The organism is Snodgrassella communis (assembly GCF_914768045.1).
Classification (GTDB): domain Bacteria; phylum Pseudomonadota; class Gammaproteobacteria; order Burkholderiales; family Neisseriaceae; genus Snodgrassella; species Snodgrassella communis.
In genome coordinates this window covers 86146-108374 of record NZ_CAJZCD010000004.1, presented here as the reverse complement: position 1 = coordinate 108374, position 22229 = coordinate 86146, and the positions used below count along the sequence as shown (strand labels likewise).

The window sequence follows — 22229 nt, the reverse complement described above, 5'->3', positions numbered from 1 at the left end:
TTATATCTGGTTTAATGCGCACTCTTCCCCGATGGCCAGATAGCTCAGTCGGTAGAGCAACGGACTGAAAATCCGTGTGTCGGCAGTTCGATCCTGCCTCTGGCCACCATTAATAACCGCTGAATGCGGTTATTTTTTTGTCTGTTAAAAGTATAAAAAAATCAGATAATCGCATGAAATCTAAAATTTCGAATATAAAAAGAATTTTTCCATTTTAATGAAATTAAATTTATAAAAGTTGCTGATGCAATGAAATAACCATCAAATATTTCCCAAAATCAAACTACAATACTCTACCTACACAGTTATTCTGGAATCTGTAAAACAAATATTGTGAAATTTAAAATAAATTTTTAATTTATATCTGGAATAAAATATTTTTTAATTACCTGTCAGTTTGATGCAATTAAGGAATAAAAAAATGAAGAGCAAAGAACAATTAGAACCCATTGATTTTCTGTCTGAAGATAGTCATTCATATTCCATTTTTAAGATTGAAAAACAACTGAATGAGGCTAAAAACGAAAACGAAAACGAAAACGAAAACGAAAACGATAAAATTATTTATACCTGTGAGGCCATTGGGAAAGAAATAAAATCAGCACCAAAATTTATCTCGTTAGAGGCATTACTTAAAAAATATAATTCATTATATGGAAATAGCCATAAAACAAATAAAAAAATCAAAAAACTAGAATCTTTGCTAAAACCTACAATAAAACAGAATGAATTACTAACAAAAGAATTAAATGCAGCAAATATTAAAATTCAAAAGCTGGAGAAACAAAAGGATAGTCCAGCACAGGCTGCAATCATTCATGATCTAACTCTTGACAATAAACAATTAGCACTACAAATTCAAAATTTACAGCTAGAATTAAGAACATTAAAAAGAACTAAACCTATTGTGGTAGAAAAAAATATTCGGGTTGAAAAAATTAAAGCGTCTGAATAATGCTTCTCTCTGACTATTTTCTGTGTCATTTAAAAAAGTATTTTACTTATTTTTTGTTGAAAAATTATACTTGCTTTTTTTTAAAATCAGCGCTTATATATACATTGATAAGCAATTGGGCTTATCACCAATTTTACTAGAAGGAAACTTATCATGGTACAAAAATTTGCTCCATATGGTAGTGATGTTTCGGCTGGTACTTATAAGTGTGCTGATTGTGGTTATACATATTCAAACCAAAGCAAAAAATCGTTACCTCCTTGCCCTGATTATAATAAAAAACCGCATAGCAAAAATGGTTGGTATATTATGTCTGGACAAGGTGATGCAGTAAAAGATCCTCATCCAAATAAAAAGTAATATTAACAAGTTAACACAATTAAAAGGTAACTGATAAGGTTACCTTTTAATTGTATCAAGTTTAGGTATTGACTCATACTTTAGCTATTGAATTAGAAAATGAGAAAAAAGAAGTTGCTAATACACTCACAAGAAGAGCCAGCAAAGCTAGTAAAGCCAAAAAAAGCCCATACGAAAAAGTCGGTACCAAAGAAGCAATGAAAGTGTATTGGTTACAGGCAAAAGATAGTTTTACACAGCGAGGAGCAAAGCAAAAATTTATAGATGATATGCACGAAAAAGCGCTGACAAATATTTTACCTATGCCCAAAGATGCCAATTTAACCGACAAAACAATTAGAAACTGGATAAAAGATTTTGAGCAGGAAATAGGGAAATCATCAAGCTGATTCTGGAAATCAACACGCTATTTCAGGAAATCAGCATGCTGGTTCATTTAACTAATTGCTCGTGTTAATTAATCTTTTGCCTATGTTCAACAGCCACAATAGAGGCAAACAGCATGAAAACTCAACCAGTAAAAGCAACTATAATTTTCACAATCAAGGCATCAGGTAGGAATAGCGCATGGGTCAAAACTATCTTAAATCATAAGCTTGATAAAACATATTTTCTCAAGCTCAGCCTGTTACCAGTATCCAGCCAAGCCTGGCTGGCAAATCAATATTACCGGCTGCATTCTCATCTGATATCACCGAACAAGCTGTCAATAAATGCGGAGGGCAGATAATGAATAATATCCCTACTGCTGCTATTTCAGCCCAAAAATACAGTGATGCTACCGCTCAGCCACTGCCAGGCACCAGTTACGCCACTCAGCGCAGTTTTATCCTGCAACGTTTGCGTGAACATCCGCATAGTACTCTGGAGCTGCGCGCATTAGGTATTTGCAGTCCGGCACCACGTATCAATGAATTACGCAATCAGGGCTATGTGATTGAGACGACGCGGCGGCATGAATATGATTCCGCCGGTGTGGTACACAGTATCGCTGTGTATACGCTGTTAACCAATACCCACAAACAGAACGACTAATTACGCTGAATGATCAGAATACAGCAGTAGAGGAAGCGTTGGATTCTGTCTGATGCTTTCTCTATTGCTCCTATTTTAAACAAACAGCTCAATAACTGGTTTTGATTGCAAAGCAGTTTCGATAACGCTGGCTTTTAAATCCAGACGGGGATTACTGGTTGACTGCATCCGGCCATGTCGAAAATCAACTCTTAAACTGCCGGATTAGTGTGTTTCAGGCGGTGTCAATATAATATAAGCATATTTAATACAAATGCTTTAATAATGGACATGCTTAAATTTAATGAAGTGATTTAAGTTCTTTACCCAAAAAACTAGTCTGTTCAAGAATTCTGTTTATATGCTATTGCAATCATCTAATGGATGACAATGGGTTTCAGGCTATATTTGGGGAGAAAGCTTACATGCAATCTGATATTTCTGGATTACAGCAACAGCGGTTTTTTCAATGTTATAGGTAATGCGCTTATCACTCAGACATAAATAGACGGCTGGCAATAGGTTTTGATTGAAGAAGCTCTGACAATACCACCACCGGAGCAGCTTGAAATGGCTATCGGTTATAAATGTAACCACTGAACAGAAATTTAAGTATTAGGCCACTAGCATCAGCCCGATTTTTTAATGAAAAAATAATCATAATCTATTTTGGTAATTGATTGATATTAATTTTAATAATTTAAACGGCTACTTTATTTATTAAATTGATTTATTCTGAGTGCCTATTAAAATAATGCTATTAGTGTAAAATAGCTCACCATCATCCATACAGGATAAGCGAAATCACTAAATTAAAATAAGTTATATATTCTGTCTGAATTATGCGGCATCTTGCGTGCATTGCTTTATTCACTTCTATTGCCATGATTAACAGCCAGCCGGTTTATCCAGCTAAACCCACTGACAATTTTCAGTACACCTTATGATGAAGACAAAAATCACTAAGCCGAAAAGTGACGGTTTGCTGTTACAGCCTGTTGCCAGATCGGTAACAGATCCAACATGCCATACAAATAAAAATTAACTTGAAATCAATTTTCAGCAATAAAACAAGCACAATAAAATCAGCAGGCAGAAAGCTTTTACTTAGAATGAAAATACACAGCAAACAACCGAAACATCTGGTATGCAGCAATAATTGACAGTATTAAGCTTTAACGGCAAGATAAAGCCGTTGTGTTCAATAGCACAGCCAGCTTTGACAGGCTGATTAAAGAGGCAGACACGCTGCTATTCACTTATGGAATAGCTTTTTTGTCTGTAAATGTTCATTGCTTCACCTGACTTATGGTGGACAATGGCAGGGAGGCTTTACGCCTACCGGTTCTCTTTGTCGGTCTGTCAACCCTGCCATTTGTCTGCCGCCATCCGTGTTTGACAGCACTATTGCGGCTTTATGACCAAAGAGAAAGGCAATTACATGAATATCTACAAGGCGAATCTCTCCCATCACGTACGGCAATCTAATCTGCTTGCACAACGGTTGTGCGCACGCAGGTGGCGTCAGTACACAGAGATAAATTACATGACAAATACAAATAATATATTTATCATCAATAAATGTGCACAGGGAGACAGGCAATGAGATTTCTTGCACCAGATAAGGATGCACTGTCCAGTGCACTGCATGACAACTTACAGCTACAGCAACCTTTTGCACTTTACTATTTACAACAAACGACATCAATCGGCAATCCGTGGCCTGACGAACCAGAGGAAGCTACCGAATACACGGCTTATATCCTGTCACCTTATATCATCAGGGTTGACTCAGACTGGCAGGACAGCGGGCTACTGGTTTTTAAACCTTGCAACAGCATTATCAGAGCCGAAACTCTGGTGTTTTCATTTTGCCAAAAGCGCAACTGGCAACCTTTGCTGTGGCATGGTATAGAACCCTTAGCACAACAAATATGGCAGGCAGTATATAAGCCCTAACATACGCTACCTATGGTGACATCATCATAGGCAGCTGTCTTATTTCCCCAACCAGACCAGCCTGAACAGGTAATATTCTCAATCTGTTCAGGCCGGCAATACCTTTAACCAATATTTATGGCCACTACCATTTTAATTTAACATCTCTTAACTTATATATCAATAGTTTGGCTTTACCACAATAGCAATATTGTGAATATTGACCAGCCGGACTTCTTATTTATAACGAACATTCTATTATTAGCTAGACGACATCATTGTTAGCTAAAATTTAGCACCATTAATCCGGGTAACATGATTAGCGGGTATATGTATCCGCAACCATTCTGATTAAAATATATTTACAAAAATAGCCATAAATTATTTTAGCAAGTTAATAAATAACATTAAATATTTATAAAAGACATAATTTAATTGTTTCCTAACATTTGCAAAAGATGTATATTGATAATCCTTATCAATTGTCATCCAGTCATAATCTGATTGATATTAATTAACAGAACTAAAATAGGAAAATCAAGAATGCTGTTACAAAAATTTGCCATAGCTAGTGCTGCCCTTATCTCTATGGCAGCTTTTGCTCAGGAATACCCAATGGGTAAACCCATCATCAAAAACGGAATGGAAATTGCTGGCGTCTATCTGCCGCCCATCACTATGGATACCGAAGGTATGGATCACAGCAATATGCATCTGCCGGCCAGCAAAGCTGATGTACATATGGAAGCTGATATTCATGCGACAGAAGGTAATCCAAACGGTTTTGCCGAAGGGGACTGGATTCCTAATCTGAATATCGATTACACCGTCACTAAACTTACTAAAGGTCAATTTGAGCACTCCGGCAAATTCATGTCTATGGTTGCCAATGACGGCCCTCACTATGGGGACAACATTAAACTGAACGGTCAGGGGAAATATCGTGTTACCTACCGTATTTCCCCACCCACTGCCAACCAAATGGCACGTCATATTGACAAAGAAACAGGTGTGGCACCGTGGTTCAAACCATTTGAAGTTAGCTGGGACTTTGATTACGCCGGTGTTGGTCGTAAAGGCAGCTACTAATAGTACTGGTCAGTACGGGGATTATTCTGGTTTTAACTGGCAGAATAATCCTCTATGACATGATTACGACCACAATCCTTTCCCGTAAGCGTATCCAACATGAAAAAATTTTTTCTTATTATTTTAAGCTTATGCGGTTTCATGCTTTCATATTCTGCTACGGCTGATGACAAAGTCACTCTGGAACTGAAAATGAAAGATGGTGACATGATGCCGTTAATTCTCAACGCTCCGGCCAACAAAATTATTCGGATTAAAATCACCAATATTGGCAAGGGTCCGGTTGAGTTTGAAAGCACTCAGCTGGTAAAGGAAAAAGTACTGGCACCGGGCGCTTCATCAGTGGTGGTAATAGCTCCGAAAAAACCCGGCACCTATATCTTTTTCGATGATTTCCATCTGAATAAGCCCAAAGGGCAGCTAATCGTAAAATAAGAACAGGATATAAATGGGACAAGTCATTTTTGTTGTCTGGCGCGAATGCTTCGAAGCACTGCTCGTTGTGGGTATTATTTATTCATGGATTAAACACAACCCCGAAAGCCGTAATGGTATGCCCTACCTGTATGGCGGAATAGGACTCGGTGTACTGATATCCATCATACTGGCTTTGATTATCAACGGTATATTTAAAGAACTTAGCGATGACCATCAAACAATATTTATGATGGGGATGTCTGTACTGGCCTGTATGCTGATTGTACAGATGGTGTACTGGATGAACAAACACGCCCGCAGCATGAAATCCTCACTGGAAAAGGAAATGGCGCAACAGGTAGCCCGCCATTCATGGTGGGGAGCATTATTTATTATTGCGATTGCCATTGCCCGTGAGGGCAGTGAAATCGTTGTATTCCTGTCTGGGCAAATCATGCAGCTTAACAGTCATAATTACGCCGGCTTTTGCATTGCCGTACTTATCGGTATCGCAGTATCAGCGCTAACTTTCTATGCCTTTATTCTGACCAGCCGCTTCATTCAGTGGAAAAAATTTTTTACCATAACCGGCATCATACTATTATTTCTGGCCATCTCATTACTTATGAGGGCAGTTGAAGATGGCACCAATATGTTACTGGAACATGACATTTCCATCCCTGATTTCCTGATTAGCCCGGCATGGGATACCTCATACTTGATTGACGATAGCGGTTTGATTGGCAGCTTCACGTCTTCACTCTTTGCCTACCGTTCGCAGCCAATGTGGATTAGCGTCATTACTTTTGGCGTATTCTGGCTGTTAATGGCAATACTTTTTTTAAGGAAAAAATCCAAATGAAGCAGCACAGGTTTTATGCTCTGTTCCTGTGCTCGCTGTTGCTACCGGCAATATCAGCGGCACACGGCTTAAGGGCACCTCTTATCGACGACACCAATGCAGTCACAGCCAAAGGCGATATTCCCACCCCTGCCAAATACCATTCAGCTATCAGGGCTTATCAGCAACAGGTTGTCCGGCAACTGAAAACCACGCAGCAATATCTTAATGCCATTGTACATGCCAGTCAGAGCGGGCAATTATTACAGGCACAGCAGAATTATGTCCGCGCACACCAGAGCTACGAACAGGTACGAGTGATAGTCAAACTGTTTGGCAATGCCGACCAGAACATCAATTCACGCGCTGATTACTATCTGCAAGGCATCAATAACCCTAGTTTCAGCGGGTTTCACCGGTTGGAATATGAACTGTTTGTACGCAAAGACCTGCAACAGGCACAGGCAGAAGCCAGCAATCTGCAATATGGAATCATTGATTTACAGAAACGGGTGGCATCAGATGAGCTGGATATAGCCAAGGTTATCCAAGCGGCATCTGATTTTCTGGAAATGATTCTGCAAACCAAACTTGCCGGTAAGGAAAATCAGTACAGCCATAGCGATTTAGCCGATATTCAAGCCAATGTAACCGGTTCAGCCCAGATTGTGCAGCAGCTCGCTGACTTTATTCCAGCCGAGCAACGAGCAGCACTTGATAGTGGCTATCAGCAGATTTTTGCTGTTCTCCAGCGCTATCAGTTACCACAGAATCAGTTTCAGAGCTTCAGTCAACTCAGCCAGACTGACCATGACAGCCTGTATTCGCTGTTAAGCATTCAGACCAGTCTTCTGGCGCAACTGCGGGCACAATTAGGCGTTCGTGTTTATTACAAGTACCCTCATTAAGGTTTAAGTTATGCAAAAGAATACCTTCAGACATCAGCCAGACTCAGCTGCCACGCCTGAAGACAATCCTGCCAGTCTCGGCCGCCGCCACGGCATGAAAATGCTGCTGGCCGGAGGACTGGGCATAGCCGGTATCGGTGCCAGCAAACCAGCCAGTGCGGCCAGCAACTGTACACACGATTATAATCAGGCAGTCGATTACTGGGGCAGCCATCAGGCCGGCGTAATCACACCAGACACTAAAGAAGCTATCTTTGTTACCTTTAATGTCACCACACGGGAAAAAGCTCAGCTACAACAATTATTGCAGCTTATTTCTCAACGCATCGCCTATCTCACCCGACCTCAGCAACTGACCACAGGAAAAAATGATCAGCTACCACCAGTGGAATCAGGGCTGCTCGGCCATAACCTGTCACCCGATTCGCTTACCATTACCGTAGCGGTAGGTGCCAGCCTGTTTGACCAGCGCTTTGGTCTGGCCAAGCACAGACCGAAAAAACTGATTCCCATGCCTCGCTTTCCCAATGACCGACTGGAAAAAAACTGGTGTGGCGGAGACTTATCGATTCAGTTTTGTGCCAACAGCCGCGAAAGCGTGATTTACGCCTTGCGCGACCTGATTAGTCACTGCAACAAGCTCATGGTACCGGTCTGGAAAATGGACGGGTTTCTGCCGGCTCGCGATATCGACAGGCACAGTACAGCCATCAATCTGTTTGGCTTTAAAGACGGCACCGGCAATGCACCCATCACCGATAGCAAACTGATGGATGAACTGGTATGGGTAACTGCCGCTAACCATGAACCTGCATGGTGTCTGGGTGGCAGTTATCAGGCTATCCGCCTGATTCGCTTTAATCTGGAATTCTGGGACAGAACACCACTGGAAGATCAGGAAAACGATTTTGGCCGTTACAAAATCAGTGGCGCACCTATCGGCATGCAGCACGAAATGGATGATCCGCAAATGAATCTCGACCCGCATGGCGACCGTATTCTGTTTGATTCCCACATGCGCCGTGCTGAACCACGTATTCCGGAACGGCATGTAGCCAAGCTGCGCCGGCGCAGCTTCAGTTACTCACTGGGTATCTTACCCAGTGGCCAGCTTGATATGGGACTGATTTTTGTTGCCTACCAGAATGACCTGAAAAAAGGCTTTATCGATACTCAGAACCGCCTAAATGGTGAACCACTGGAACGCTATATCAAACCATTTGGTGGTGGCTTTTTCTTTGTATTACCCGGAATGGCCAGAGAAAACGATTATCTGGGCAAGCAGCTGCTTGAAGGATAAATCAGCAAGTAATGAGAACATACCTCATTCCTATCTAAGCCTGAATAGCCAGAAGCATATCCATATTAAAAGAGCACCCCCAGCATAAGCTGTGGTGCTCTGATTTATTTATTCAGGCGGGCATTCACCTGCCATCATCTCAGTCACGCAAAATCTTATCCACAATCTCACGGCTGTCTTTGGATAACCCTTCATGCTGCTGAATCCGCTGCAACTGTTCAGCCATTAATGCCTTACGCTGCGGTTCCAGCCGGCCATACAGATTAAATGCCTGTACCAGACGCGACGCCACCTGCGGATTAAATCCATCAATACGCAATATATGCTCAGCAATAAAGCGGTAGCCACTACCATCGGCAGCATGAAAATGCTGAATATTACGGCTAAAACTGCCCAGTAATGAACGTACCTTGTTCGGATTTTCCAGACTGAAAGCCGGATGCTGCAATGCTGCCTGTACCTGTTGCAGGGTATCGGCACGCTGGCTGCTGCCAATCAGAACAAAATACTTATCCATCACCAGATCATCGTGCGCATGACGCTGAGCAAACTGGTTTAATAACTCATCGCGCTTGTCATCAGATAAATGATTAATGGCCGACAGCATTCCGAATTCATGCGTCATATTAGTGGCGCGCTGCGTATATTCACTTGCAATAGTTTGCAGTACTTGCGCACTGGCCTGTACTCCCCATTGCAATAAAGTATTGCGTAAGCTGCGAACACCGGCCAGATCAGGGTGATATTCCTGTGGTGCAGCGTGCTTACTGTTCTGCTCCTGTGTATCAGCCCATGTACGCCAGTGCGTCAGCGTGTCTTCCATACTGGCAGCCAAATCCTGCAACAATGCCTGCCGTGCACGTACATACAGCTCAGGATTAATGCTTTGCGCATCTTCCCATAATTCCGCTTCAGTCGGCACCTGTAGTAATACTGCTTTATAAGCCGGATCAATATCTGCATTCAGTGCTGCCGTAATGGCCTCGGCCAGCTCAGCATGATGAGGAGCTGGCTGATTTGCTTCCAGTGCAACCACATTAGCTGCTACAGCACGCCGGTACAGGGTTTGCGCAGCTTCCCAGCGGGCAAAGGAATCGCTGTCATGTGCCAGCAGCAACATCAAATCAGCATCGCTATACGGATAATCCAGTCTTACCGGTGCACTGAAACCGCGCAACAATGATGGTACCACCTCCTGTGCAACATCATGAAACACAAATGTCTGTTGTGCCTGATTAAATACCAGCACTGTTTCCTCTACCACCGCGTCCGTATCGGCCAGTCTGAATACCACAGATGTACCATCCCGACCAAGCAGCCCAACTTTAACCGGAATCACCATCGGCTGCTTGTCCGCCATATCAGGTGTGGGAGGAATATACTGCTGTAGATGCAGACTGAACGTGCGATTACCTGCATCATATTCACCATGCGCCTTAATCTGCGGTGTACCGGCCTGACTGTACCATAAAGCAAACTGCTCCAGATTAACACCATTGGCATCAGCCATAGCCGCACGGAAATCATCACAAGTCACCGCCTGACCGTCATGGCGCTGAAAATACAATTGCATACCTTTCTGAAAACCGGCTTCGCCCAGAAGTGTATGATACATGCGTACCACTTCAGCACCTTTCTCATACACAGTCAACGTATAGAAATTATTCATTTCTTCATATGAAGCCGGCCGTACCGGATGTGCCATCGGGCCGGCATCCTCGGCAAACTGCATACTGCGCAGCACCCTGACATTATGAATGCGGCGCACCGCCCTGCTGGCACGATCGGCTGAAAATTCCTGATCACGGAATACCGTCAACCCCTCTTTCAGCGACAATTGAAACCAGTCACGACAAGTTACCCTGTTACCCGTCCAGTTATGGAAATACTCATGACCAATCACACCTTCAATTGCTTCAAAATCTGCATCAGTAGCCGTGTCACTGCTGGCGAGCACATATTTAGTATTGAATATATTCAGGCCTTTATTTTCCATGGCGCCCATATTGAAATCGCTCACGGCCACGACCATAAAAATATTCAAATCGTATTCCAGATTAAAACGCTCTTCATCCCACTGCATCGCATGCTTCAATGACTCCAGCGCAAAACCGGCCTTGGCACGGTCTTCCGGACGGGTATAAAATTTCAGTGCCACTTCTTTACCGCTGCGGGTGGTAAAACTGCCCTCCAGCATCGCCAGTTGTCCGGCCACCAGTGCAAACAGATAGCTTGGCTTGGCAAACGGATCACGCCAGCATACCCAGTGCCGGCCATTGTCCAGCTCACCACTGTCAATCAGATTACCATTGGACAACATAACCGGATAACGCTGCTTATCGCCAATTATCGTAGTAGTAAACTGGCTCATTACATCCGGCCGGTCAAAATAATAGGTAATCTTGCGAAAGCCTTCAGGTTCATTCTGGGTATACAGATTATCACCAGACTCATACAGCCCCATCAGCGTTTTGTTCTGTGCCGGATACAATCTGGTGGTAATCTCCAGCACAAATTCGCTGTCTGGCACCACATGAATAATCAGCTTTTCATCTGCAACTGCATATTCATGCGGACACAAACACTTACCATTTAAAACAATCTGCAACAGCTCAGCACTACCATCCAGTACACAAGGTTTGTCTGCCTGCCGCGGCACAACAGTCATGCGATTGAGCACAGTAGCATAAGCATCTTCCAGAGAAAAAGTCAGATTAATATCAGCTACCGCAAAATCCGGTGCCTGATAATCTTTTAAGTAATGAACAACTTTATTTTCACTCATATTTAACACTCTTAATATCCAAATCTGTTCTGTCTATTGTACGGCTACCATGCACACAATCAACCCCATCACCACCATGCACAATGGCAATAACATTTACGCCTGAACATGCAGCCATTATTACCCGGACACAATTCCTGCCATACACAATCTGTACCACTTGCATCAAACAGGTACTATTCATATCTAATCTGATAGTCGTCAAGGCCACCAATACGACTACCGTTTTTCGTAATCGACAACAGTAATAATCCAGCCACAGATAACGCCAGCTTTACTGCATCATTATACCCACAGTAAGCAGCCTAACCATGCAGTTAATCAATCACAAAATCGAATGAATCAGAAAAACACCTGCAATAAAACCAGTCAGACGGAAAATAATAACTACCATACCCATACAGGATATAACAAAAAATTCGAACAGTAATATCATCAATAGTTTCAGTCATCAAATCAGCGCAATTAAAATAATATTGTGCGGCGGGAACAGTCAGACAAAGTATTAACCATTATGAATAATCAAAAGCAGTAAATGTAATGCCATCAGAGACACATGAAAGACTTGAATATTTTATTTGAAAAATGGCTGATTACAGTTATCAATGAGAAAGGGTAAAAAAGTTATACCATTCTGGCCGGAAAAAAGTTGATTTATATGAATTTTATACAAGTGGATTAATAGTTTAATTTTTCCTGTGGCAGAAAAAGTAGTCTATTGATAACTTTTTCAGCACTAACAACCCTTTTAAAAAATGAATTAGAACAATATAAATAAAATCAGTTTAGTTCAGACAATAGATTGGCAAAAACAACAACACAAACAGCGATAGTTTTTCATCATTATACAACCATATAATGCTTTCTGAATATTTTTAGCCATATTTGACTGGTCATATTCATACCTTTCCAACCATCATCAGCTCTAACGACAACATCTAAAAATTTCAGAATGTTTGACATTACTTAAATTAATATTATTCGCGGTGGGCTAACAAACTTCCTGCAAATTAAATAAATGTCAGTTATTGATAACATTAACTATTCTTATCTAATCCGCACTTATTTAATACAACATCACCTCATTCATAACCCATACATTAAGATATTGCCAGCAACTGCAATAAATTGTGATACAGTATGATGATTTCAAGCTGGCTGTGCAGTTAACAGCACGCCCTATATTAAATATATGAATATAGATCTGCCAGTGCCCGAAATCCTTTTTTAGTATAAATAACTTAATACAGGGGATACTATCCCAAAAATTAAACCATGTTTTTGATTCCTGTTTTCCAGTCTCTAGAGGATACACCATGAACCGGCCACCCGAGTTAAAACGTACACTGAAAAACCGACATTTACAGCTAATTGCCATTGGCGGAGCAATCGGTACCGGCCTTTTTATGGGTTCAGGCCGCACCATCAGTCTGGCAGGACCATCTGTACTGCTTACCTATATCATCATCGGCGCATTTCTGTTTTTCGTTATGCGTGCCATGGGTGAGCTGCTATTGCACAACTTGCAGTACAAATCTTTTGTCGACTTCATCACTGATATTCTTAATCCCACTGTTGGCTATTATGTTGGCTGGTCATACTGGTTTTGCTGGGTTGTGATTGGCATGGCCGATATCGTGGCCATTACCGGCTATACCCAGTTCTGGTGGCCAGAAATCCCACTCTGGCTGCCCGGTATCATATGTATTATTGTCCTGCTGACATTGAATCTGTTATCCGTCAAACTGTTTGGTGAGCTGGAATTCTGGTTTGCACTGATCAAGATTCTGGCTATTCTGGCACTGATTGGCTGTGGCGGCTATCTATTACTCAGCGGCTTTGTCGGCCCCAGCGGCATTCCGGCACGAATCAGCAATTTATGGTCCTATGGTGGCTGGATGCCACATGGCTGGTCTGGTTTTTTTGCTGCCTTTCAGATTGCCATCTTCGCCTTTGTTGGTATTGAACTGGTTGGCACCGCATCTGCCGAAACAGATGATCCTAACACTACCCTGCCAGCAGCCATCAATAAAATACCAGTGCGCGTGATTGTCTTTTATGTACTGGCCTTAACCATCATCATGACAGTTACCCCGTGGAGCAAGGTGGCACCAGACCGTAGCCCGTTTGTGAATATGTTCACCCTGATTGGCATCAGTGCCGCAGCATCGATTATTAATTTTGTCGTGCTGACTTCAGCCTTATCCTCGGCCAATAGTGGCATGTTTTCCACTGGCCGTATGCTGTACGGTTTATCGAAAAATGGCGTTGCGCCGAAAGCCTTTGCGCGACTGTCTGCCAGTGGCGTACCACAAAACGGTTTATTCTACTCCTGCGCGCTGCTGCTGATCGGTATTGGACTGCTCTATGCCGAAGGTGATGTTATGAAAGTATTCACCATCGTTACAACTGTATCCAGCATCTGTTTTATCTTTGTCTGGGCAGTTATTCTGATTGCCTACCTGCGTTACCGCAAGCTTTATCCAGAGGCTCATGCGCGCTCAGTCTACAAAATGCCTTTTGGCATACCCATGTGTTATGCATGTCTGATTTTCTTTATATTTGCGCTGTACCTGTTCAGCCAGGATAAGGATACCCTTACCGGCTTAGTAGCAACACCGGTCTGGTTCATTCTGCTGACCATATTCCTGCCCCTGTATCGTCAGCAACTGAAAAAATGCATTGCCTATTCAGACAGCACTAATAAATCCCATTAACAGAAAAATCTGTCCTGTTTAACTGCCATAAATGCAGCTAAACAGGACAAGATGATTGACAATAAACAATAAAGCGCTTTCGCGCTTTATTTTCTATTATTCGTATTCAGGATAGTGCCAGAATGGCTGCCCAACCTGTGGCGTAGAAGCCTGCGCATTATGCCGTGGCACTACTGGTTCCGCTTCATAAGCCAGCCGACCAGCATTAACCGCCTGCGCAAACGCCTCGGCCATCATTACCGGATAACCACTGCGCGAAACTGCCGTATTAAGCAATACACCATCAAAGCCCCATTCCATGACTTTTGCTGCATGTGAAGGTAACCCCAATCCAGCATCCACAAGCAGCGGAATATCTGGCAAACGTTCACGCAACACATGTAGGGCGTATTCATGTACCGGCCCCAGACCTGTGCCAATCGGAGCAGCCCAGGGCATCAGTGCCTGACAACCAACATCCAGCAAACGACGGCAGACAATTAAATCTTCTGTACAATACGGTAATACCTTAAAACCAGCCTTAATCAGAATATCCGCCGCCTGTACCAATTGAAATACATCTGGCTGCAAAGTATCATCGTCACCAATCAATTCCAGCTTGATCCAATCAGTTTCAAATACTTCGCGCGCCATCTGTGCCGTAGTCACCGCCTCTTCCACACTCAGACAACCGGCGGTATTGGGAAGAATAGGCAAAGCCAGCTCCTGTAACAAACCCCATAAACCCTGCCCATGCTCGGCTGAGCTAGCCGCCTGCCGGCGTAACGCTACAGTAATCATGGCTGGTTGCGCTTTTCTTACTGCTGCGCGCAGCACGTCCGGATTAGGATAAGCAGCAGTGCCCAACAACAAACGACTATCAAACTGCTTATCATAAAGTTGCAAAGCCATAAGCCTTCCCCTCTGCACATAACATTAACAAATACACCCAAACAACCGGCAGCCATCCTGAGTGAAAAGAATTAGATTTTATAACCAGAACAACCACTTTGCATCTGTTTTATCAGACAGAATAACATTGAATAAGCTTACCACACGCCAGCTTATGCCAAAAGAATTACCGCTGATAACTATTCATGTTTATGGCGTGATACAGTACCTAAAATAATAACTCGTAACACTACTTACCGTTATGCCCATGTAAATCTTCATAATAAGAAAATAGCGGTCAGAAACAACAGATATTTCCCAATCTCAGAATAAACATGAGCACAATGCGATTAACTACAGATATCAGATTTGACCTGCCAGCCGACAATTATACTTAACCGCCACGTGTGGAAAATCAGACAAAGCTTACTGAAATTCCGGATCTGGTTTCTTGGTCAGGCGGCTACGCAGATCACGGCGGAAAACCTCAATCGTCCACATCCATAACAGCGTACCTACCAGCTCAGAAAACAGCTCATCAAACGGCAGATTCCATAGTGCCGGTGACAGATTCAGTATCGGCAACATCATACCGTGAAACAGAATAGTCACCCCGATACCAAACGCCAGCCCCTGCCACAGCTTGACTTTAGGAAAAATCTCCGCAGCCACACAGTAAATCACCGCCCATGCAATCGAAAACAGAATATGCACAGCACTGCCGCCCCAGTTCACTACCTGATCAGAATAAGTGTAGATCATATTGTGCATATCAATGCCCATATCCTGAATCATCTGAATTGGCGGAGCCACACGGTCTGGCGTGCGTGGCGGCATCACGCCCTCCGTACCGGATTTCACAAAAGCTGAAATCAGACCACCCATAATACCGGCCAGAAAAGCCACCCCATAATGGCGACTGGCTGGCTGAGTGCGAGCAAACAGATCAGACATAAACTTAATTCCTCTTAATATAATAATTAATATTATTTTTTATTAATTAGTTTATAACAAAGTCGCAAGTGTAAATGTAGATCAGAGACTAATTCAAGCTAATTTACCCTTCAAAGCCACAGCAACTTAAATACCAGTGGCAAAAAAATCTGTCTGCTCATTCATCTATCTGCAAGCTGATTTTATTTATAAACACAAAAGCATATTTTTAGCATATCTTTCCAGCCACAAACATCAATTCATTTAGAAATTAACAGACTAAATTGATTTATCAGCATGCAAAGACTATCCCTAGCCGAATAGCGAAAAACCTGTATTCAAGCGGAGCTTCTAAAATAAAATCAGAACCGCAGCCAATATACTAGCCGCCCACTACCGGGCTTACAATATCCACCCTGTCCTGCGGTTGTAAATGATAGCTTGAATACTGCTTTCTGGTCACAAAAGATGTATTTACAGCAACAGCAAATGGCGTTTCAGGCATCAGATACTCCACCAGATCAGCGACAGTCTGGCCATCAAAATCAATTACCTCATCATTAACACAAATATGCATCAATTCCCTTCCCCATTTTGATTGACGGGTAAAACATCAATGTCATAGCACGCCTGAGCATCAGGTAATGGCTGCTGTTGCATCAAAGCCTGCAATACACGCACCGTAGCAATACTCACCGCAGGTGAAATCATAAAACCATGTCGGAACAGACCATTAACCATGACAACACGACTCAGCTTATCATAGCGTATTTCCGGATTTTCATGATTAAGCGTAGGCCGCAGCTCAGCCAGACTTTCCAGAATCCGTGCCTCACCAAAGGCCGGATGAACCGTATGCAGAGCAGACATCAGCTCCAAACCACTGCGTACACTCAGATTACTGTCATCTTCACTTTCAATCTGCGTAGCCCCAATAACAAACAGCTTATTCTGCTTGGGTGCAATATAAATTGGATAGCGCGGATGCAATACCCGAACTGGTCGCCGAAGCTCAATATCCGGCGCATAAACACGTAATACTTCTCCTCGTACCCCACGTAAGCGGCTTTGACCGTAGCGATTCCAGTTACTTTTGCCACCGTAGCCACGACAATCCAGTGTCCAGTGTGCCAAAGCAGCACATTCCGCCAAATCACGCCTACACCCCCAATGGCAGTTCACCTGTAACCGGTCGAGCTCATCCGCCAGAGCCAGCAGAATCTGACGGTTATCCAGTTGCCCTTCCGTCGGCAAAAACAGTCCTTGCTGAAAGCGGCCGGCCAGCTGTGGTTCGTGTTCACTAATCTCCTGATTGTGCCATAGCCGCCAGACACTACTGTCCTGATGGGCTCGTTGCAAATGCTGGGAAAATTGCTTGGCCAAAGCCTGATCCTGCGCATGCCACACAATCAGCGAACCATTTTGCTGCATGAATACCGGTGTCGGAAATGAATTCACCCACTGGCGCCAGATGGGCAAGCTGGCATAGCCTAGCTGTACCACCAGCGGCGTTGCGTCCACCGCTTCAGCTGTTGGTGCCAGCATCGCGGCAGCAGCAAAAGCAGCAGCCTCTTCACCATTACGCTTACCAGCATTGAGCAATACCACCTTGCAGCCCTGATCTGCCAGTAACCACGCAGTCAGACGCCCCAATAAACCACCACCCAGCACCGCAACATCAAATTGTTTCATTGCGCACCTATTTTCTTTGAGCTGAAGCCTTATCCCGAGGTATCGGCCTGTATCCCTTAGCGCCAGCAATTAATCCAAACAAAACATTACACAGTATTCATTTATCCGTTTCTTGAATAAATCCAGCCCAGCAAGTATAACCTCTATATAACTCATAACAGGTATCCCCTATCATGGCTAAGGTTTTTCCATTACATCCTAAACATCCCGAACGAATCTGTTGGGGCTGCGACAAATACTGCCGTGCCGATGATCTGCAATGCGGTAATGGCAGCATCCGTATTCCTCATCCCTGTGAGGATTTCGGCGAACAGTGGTATCTGGATGGAGACTGGTCTGGCCTACTCTCCGACGCACAGCGCGCGCAAATTGCCATAACCAGTAAATCATTCGCGCCAGAAATCAAAGCACAAAAGCCCCACATCAAACTGGCTTTAAAAAAATAGCTCAACTTCCCTGATATCACACCCTACTGTTAGAACCCATACCGCAAAAAATTTCCTTAAACCGGCTCATAATATTTACTAAGACATCTATTCTGAATCAAATAAACAATTACCAGTAATAGACCACATAAACATAGCAGCAATAGCCGCAACACCCATAGCCTGTATTCACACCACAGCAGATAGCCTCAGCGTAACGTACCATAAATAATTCAGAATACTGGTGGCACTAAAAAACCAGCCAGCACACCTTAAAATTACAGTTGGACAAACGCTACAGCAGAAAAAAATAAACCGCCTGCAAACATTCGCAGGCGAGTATCAAAAACCTTCAAGATCCTCTAAATTTTAGATTATGCCTCTGTATTCTTGGATTTTTTCAGACGAAACGCCTGTGTTACACACTGTAATTTATAAGCACAATTTTGGCAATAGTCTGTAAAACCAGCGCGACAAAAGACAACAATCATCTTATTTTTCTTAAATACTATTATTGATATTGCTCAAAAATAGCAAATTATCGAATTTTATAGCTACATAAGCAAAAAAGGGCAGATGATATAACCATCATCTGCCCATATACTGCACAACTTAAATACAATAAGCCGTTTAGCTCATCTGTACTGCCTGAATTGCAGTCAGCGCAACAGTGTAGACAATATCTTCAATCAGAGCCCCACGAGACAAATCGTTCACCGGTTTGTTCAGACCCTGCAACATCGGCCCTACACTCAGCACATGTGCACTGCGCTGTACCGCTTTATAAGTTGTGTTACCGGTATTTAAATCGGGGAACACAAATACCGTTGCCTGACCGGCAACCTTACTGTCTGGCGCTTTCTGTTTGCCCACGCTCGGCACACTAGCCGCATCATACTGCAAAGGTCCGTCGATATGCAGATCGGGGCGTTTTTGCTGTGCCAGTTTAGTGGCAGCCGTAACCGTTTCCACATCAGCACCACTGCCAGATGAACCAGTAGAATAAGAAATCATCGCCACTTTTGGTTCAATACCAAATGCTTTAGCAGAATCCGCAGACTGAATAGCAATATCAGCCAGCTGCTCGGCTGTAGGATTCGGATTTACCGCACAGTCACCATATATCAACACCTGATCCGGCATCAGCATAAAGAATACACTGGATACCAGACTGGCACCCGGAGCAGTCTTAATCAGCTGCAAGGCAGGGCGAATAGTATTGGCTGTGGTGTGCACAGCACCGGATACCAGACCATCCACATCACCTGTAGCCAGCATCATAGTGCCCAGAACTACCGTATCCTGCAACTGTTCCGCAGCCTGTTCCGGTGTCAATCCCTTGCTCTTTCGCAATTCCACCATCGGTGCAATATAACGTTCACGGATACTGTCAGGGTCAACGATTTCCAGCGTGGCGGGTAAAGTAATTCCTTTCGCCTGCGCTACTTCTTCCACCTCAGCTTTTTTCGCCAGCAGTACACAACGGGCAATACCTTTATTTTCACAAATGGCAGCCGCAGCAATCGTGCGTGGTTCATTACCCTCAGGCAGAACAATGCGTTTATTCGCAGCACGGGCACGCGCCATCATCTGATAACGGAATGCCGCCGGTGCCAAATGTTCTGCTACCGGTTTTGCCATCTCCCCACAAAGCAGCTCAGCATTTAACTGAGCAGCTACAGCCTTGGCTACATCTTGAGCCTGAACCACATCCACACCAGCGGATATAGCCGTAACCACACCGATACATTCAAGCTTTTTGCCGTGTGCAGCCAGTGCAGCCTGCACTTCAGCGGCAAAACCGGCTGCCGGTGTATGCTGAGCATCAGCAGTTAAAATAAAACCACTGATTTCAGTATGCCCATATGCATAATCATGCATAGCCAATTGCAGCTGGGCAGCCACCGCTGCCGGCGTCTGTTCCGCTACTGCGGCCACCAGAATCACCCGTGCATTTAATGCAGCCGCAATCTTCACATTTTGTGCTGGCAGATAAGTTCGGCCGGCTTCAGGCACAGCCCCTTCAACCACCACCACATCGTGTTTCGCTTCTGCCATCTGATAAAAAGCAGCAACAAACTCTTCTACTACATCATCTGCCTGCCCCTGATACACACGCTCATCCAGACTGGCCAGAGACTGTGGCGCAGGCAAATTTTGCTGTAATACAGTTTGCACCAACGCAGATGTATTATCCGCAGCCACATCCGCAACAACTGGTTTGAAATACAGCGGCACATGTCCGGCCTGCACAAAAGCCTGTGCTACGCCCAAACCTACCGCGGTCAGACCTGTTTGAGCGCCGGTTGGCACCAGCAAAAATTGCGACATAACTATCCCTTTCGTCTAAATAATACCAGCAGCAACCGCTGCACTTACTTTATCCCTAACGATTATAATTTACTTCGTTTCACCATATCACAAACTACATCAACTTTTGCATGAAAAAACATTAGTCAGCCGGATATATCCACTTACCACCACCATTCCAGTTCTGATTTAACTTACCCAATCACCCATTACCTGAATCAGATATCAGATATGCATGACAACCCAAGCAATTTTTTGTCATTTCATCCGCACAGATAGCAAGCCAAACTAAAAAACAGCCATCATCCAAATCCGCAAAACAAGCTGGCAATAACAACAGCCATATAAACAGAATACATAGATAGATCAACTTTCTTAACCGGGCTAACAGCCTACCCTTAATATCTATTCTGTATCACTAATTTAGTATTTCAGCATTTTCCAGTTTCTGTGTACGCTCTAGCAGCAAGATCACCCCTGAGAATTACGCTGAACATCAATAACACCTCAACCAAACCCAATGACATAAAATCAGGGCAATATTAATGTAGCTGTTAGTCAAATACTCAAATAATGAAAAAAACTTTTTATATCCTATTGCACTTACTTTTCTCATCTTATGTTCTTTATATTTATATGGAAAAGTTGCTATGGACAAATTAACGACCAGAGAAAATTCTTCGAAAGCGTCCGCAGATAGGACAAGCCGATTAAAAACAGTGGGCACTTTTTTAAAGCTCCACTGGAATTGCATTTGAGAGTACAGGCGCAATGCATGTCACCAATTGGTCTGGCGACTCGGTTACTAAGATTAAAGCCAGTGGTGAGCATGAAACCGTCTATACAGATATTTCTGCTCCTGCCGGCATTGCGATTGATGCTGATGATAATATCTGCATCTCCTCATATCATGATAATGATATTTTAAAAATAGTCACTAACGGAAAGTCTCAAAAATTTCAGATGGCTACCACACACCAACAGGTATTGCTTTTTCTAACTCAGGAAAATTACTTATTACTAATCGATCAAGTGGGGAAATTATTGCGCTGGATTTAAAAATACGAAAAATTGATGTAAAAACAAAAACCGTAAGCACAATAGTTTCATCTTTGCCCGGTGCCGTTGCATTAGCTTTTCATAACAATCGTTACTATATTGGCACATAGCAGAATGAACCTGTTTATATGTATAGCAATAATTAAAGTAACCACATAATCGCTCATTAAGCTGATTATCGTCTCAGACTATTAAACATAGTAGGCTGATACCTAAAAGAACTTAGATTGCTTACATAGCCAATCTAAGTTCACGATTCAATTCAAAATACACCCTAAAAATTAGCACACCAATGTTTTCTAACCAGAATGCGGCATAAGTAAATTCCAAAAACTTAACCGCATCATTTAGTCTTGTACAGCAACTTCCCCATTAGTGCCCACAATGAGAATTAACCTGCCGGTAAAACCAGCGCACCAGAAATTCCTTGTGCCCGGTTAGCGTATACTGACTTAAAAATTCTGTATAAAAAATGGTAACACCAGACTTCAGAGGCTATCACTATCAAAGTTATCACCAACCAAAACCCTGTCTAACTCAGACCTCAATACACACCATCATCTGGTAAGCTGTGTAGACAAACATCTGCCAATCTAAAGGTGGCCGTCATCCCCGC

General features: G+C 43.2%; 20 protein-coding genes and 1 tRNA gene. 14 read left to right on the top strand and 7 right to left on the bottom strand.

Annotation, left to right across the window (positions count from 1 at the left end):
- The first annotated feature begins 33 nt into the window (after nucleotides 1-33).
- From MJ761_RS05725 to efeB, 11 genes are all read left to right on the top strand, one after another.
- A tRNA-Phe gene (locus tag MJ761_RS05725) sits at nucleotides 34-109 on the top strand.
- Nucleotides 110-421: 312 nt separating this feature from the next.
- Nucleotides 422-955, top strand: coding sequence for a hypothetical protein (locus MJ761_RS05720; RefSeq protein WP_093091899.1), 534 nt, complete (start codon nucleotides 422-424; stop codon nucleotides 953-955).
- A 153-nt stretch (nucleotides 956-1108) separates the two neighbouring features.
- Nucleotides 1109-1315, top strand: a complete 207-nt coding sequence (locus MJ761_RS05715) for a hypothetical protein (RefSeq protein ID WP_085247947.1) — start codon at nucleotides 1109-1111, stop codon at nucleotides 1313-1315.
- 68 nt (nucleotides 1316-1383) lie between these two features.
- Entirely contained in the window at nucleotides 1384-1704 is a 321-nt protein-coding gene (locus MJ761_RS05710; protein ID WP_093091897.1) for a hypothetical protein, read from the top strand.
- A gap of 340 nt (nucleotides 1705-2044) precedes the next feature.
- Nucleotides 2045-2350: a helix-turn-helix domain-containing protein gene (locus MJ761_RS05705; RefSeq protein ID WP_093091893.1), complete on the top strand. Its 306-nt coding sequence runs from the start codon at nucleotides 2045-2047 to the stop codon at nucleotides 2348-2350.
- 1581 nt (nucleotides 2351-3931) lie between these two features.
- A complete protein-coding gene (locus tag MJ761_RS05700) occupies nucleotides 3932-4288 on the top strand; it encodes a hypothetical protein (protein ID WP_093091891.1) in 357 nt (118 codons plus the stop codon).
- Between the two features lie 522 nt (nucleotides 4289-4810).
- Nucleotides 4811-5356, top strand: coding sequence for an iron transporter (locus MJ761_RS05695; protein WP_093091889.1), 546 nt, complete (start codon nucleotides 4811-4813; stop codon nucleotides 5354-5356).
- Nucleotides 5357-5455: 99 nt separating this feature from the next.
- Nucleotides 5456-5791, top strand: a complete 336-nt coding sequence (locus MJ761_RS05690; protein ID WP_093091887.1) for a cupredoxin domain-containing protein — start codon at nucleotides 5456-5458, stop codon at nucleotides 5789-5791.
- 13 nt (nucleotides 5792-5804) lie between these two features.
- Entirely contained in the window at nucleotides 5805-6635 is an 831-nt protein-coding gene (locus MJ761_RS05685; RefSeq protein WP_093091885.1) for an FTR1 family iron permease, read from the top strand.
- Nucleotides 6632-7522, top strand: a complete 891-nt coding sequence (locus MJ761_RS05680; RefSeq protein WP_093091883.1) for an EfeM/EfeO family lipoprotein — start codon at nucleotides 6632-6634, stop codon at nucleotides 7520-7522. Before MJ761_RS05685 ends, MJ761_RS05680 begins: the two co-directional genes overlap by 4 nt.
- A 10-nt stretch (nucleotides 7523-7532) precedes the next feature.
- The gene (gene efeB / locus MJ761_RS05675; protein WP_093091881.1) at nucleotides 7533-8822 is read left to right on the top strand and encodes an iron uptake transporter deferrochelatase/peroxidase subunit; all 1290 of its coding nucleotides are present in this window, start codon (nucleotides 7533-7535) and stop codon (nucleotides 8820-8822) included.
- Between the two features lie 139 nt (nucleotides 8823-8961).
- Here efeB and pepN read toward each other — a convergent pair whose 3' ends face one another.
- Together pepN and MJ761_RS05665 are read right to left on the bottom strand one after the other, a co-directional pair.
- The gene (gene pepN, locus MJ761_RS05670) at nucleotides 8962-11607 is read right to left on the bottom strand and encodes an aminopeptidase N (protein ID WP_093091879.1); all 2646 of its coding nucleotides are present in this window, start codon (nucleotides 11605-11607) and stop codon (nucleotides 8962-8964) included.
- Entirely contained in the window at nucleotides 11600-11791 is a 192-nt protein-coding gene (locus MJ761_RS05665) for a hypothetical protein (protein ID WP_141683415.1), read from the bottom strand. Before MJ761_RS05665 ends, pepN begins: the two co-directional genes overlap by 8 nt.
- A gap of 1132 nt (nucleotides 11792-12923) precedes the next feature.
- Between MJ761_RS05665 and MJ761_RS05660 the strand changes: the two genes are divergently transcribed.
- A complete protein-coding gene (locus tag MJ761_RS05660) occupies nucleotides 12924-14324 on the top strand; it encodes an amino acid permease (RefSeq protein ID WP_093091877.1) in 1401 nt (466 codons plus the stop codon).
- Nucleotides 14325-14420: 96 nt separating this feature from the next.
- Here MJ761_RS05660 and MJ761_RS05655 read toward each other — a convergent pair whose 3' ends face one another.
- From MJ761_RS05655 to MJ761_RS05640, 4 genes are all read right to left on the bottom strand, one after another.
- Nucleotides 14421-15215 (bottom strand): thiazole synthase, encoded by a 795-nt coding sequence (locus MJ761_RS05655; protein ID WP_093091875.1) that lies wholly within the window; start codon nucleotides 15213-15215, stop codon nucleotides 14421-14423.
- Nucleotides 15216-15620: 405 nt separating this feature from the next.
- Nucleotides 15621-16148: a YagU family protein gene (locus MJ761_RS05650; protein ID WP_093091873.1), complete on the bottom strand. Its 528-nt coding sequence runs from the start codon at nucleotides 16146-16148 to the stop codon at nucleotides 15621-15623.
- 361 nt (nucleotides 16149-16509) lie between these two features.
- Nucleotides 16510-16704 (bottom strand): sulfur carrier protein ThiS, encoded by a 195-nt coding sequence (thiS, locus tag MJ761_RS05645; protein ID WP_093091871.1) that lies wholly within the window; start codon nucleotides 16702-16704, stop codon nucleotides 16510-16512.
- On the bottom strand, nucleotides 16704-17819 hold the full coding sequence (locus tag MJ761_RS05640) for an FAD-dependent oxidoreductase (protein WP_093091869.1): 1116 nt from the start codon (nucleotides 17817-17819) through the stop codon (nucleotides 16704-16706). The genes thiS and MJ761_RS05640 overlap by 1 nt, the downstream gene beginning before the upstream one ends.
- A 173-nt stretch (nucleotides 17820-17992) precedes the next feature.
- On the opposite strand from MJ761_RS05640, the gene MJ761_RS05635 reads away from it, so the two are divergent.
- Complete coding sequence (locus tag MJ761_RS05635) at nucleotides 17993-18265, top strand: DUF3079 domain-containing protein (protein ID WP_093091867.1); 273 nt, start codon at nucleotides 17993-17995, stop codon at nucleotides 18263-18265.
- A gap of 609 nt (nucleotides 18266-18874) precedes the next feature.
- Here the strand turns inward: MJ761_RS05635 and pta are convergent.
- Nucleotides 18875-20575 carry a phosphate acetyltransferase gene (pta, locus tag MJ761_RS05630; RefSeq protein WP_093091865.1) on the bottom strand — a complete coding sequence of 567 codons (1701 nt, stop codon included), beginning with the start codon at nucleotides 20573-20575 and terminating at the stop codon, nucleotides 18875-18877.
- 750 nt (nucleotides 20576-21325) lie between these two features.
- Between pta and MJ761_RS05625 the strand changes: the two genes are divergently transcribed.
- On the top strand, nucleotides 21326-21613 hold the full coding sequence (locus MJ761_RS05625) for a hypothetical protein (protein ID WP_093091861.1): 288 nt from the start codon (nucleotides 21326-21328) through the stop codon (nucleotides 21611-21613).
- Nucleotides 21614-22229: the final 616 nt, after the last annotated feature.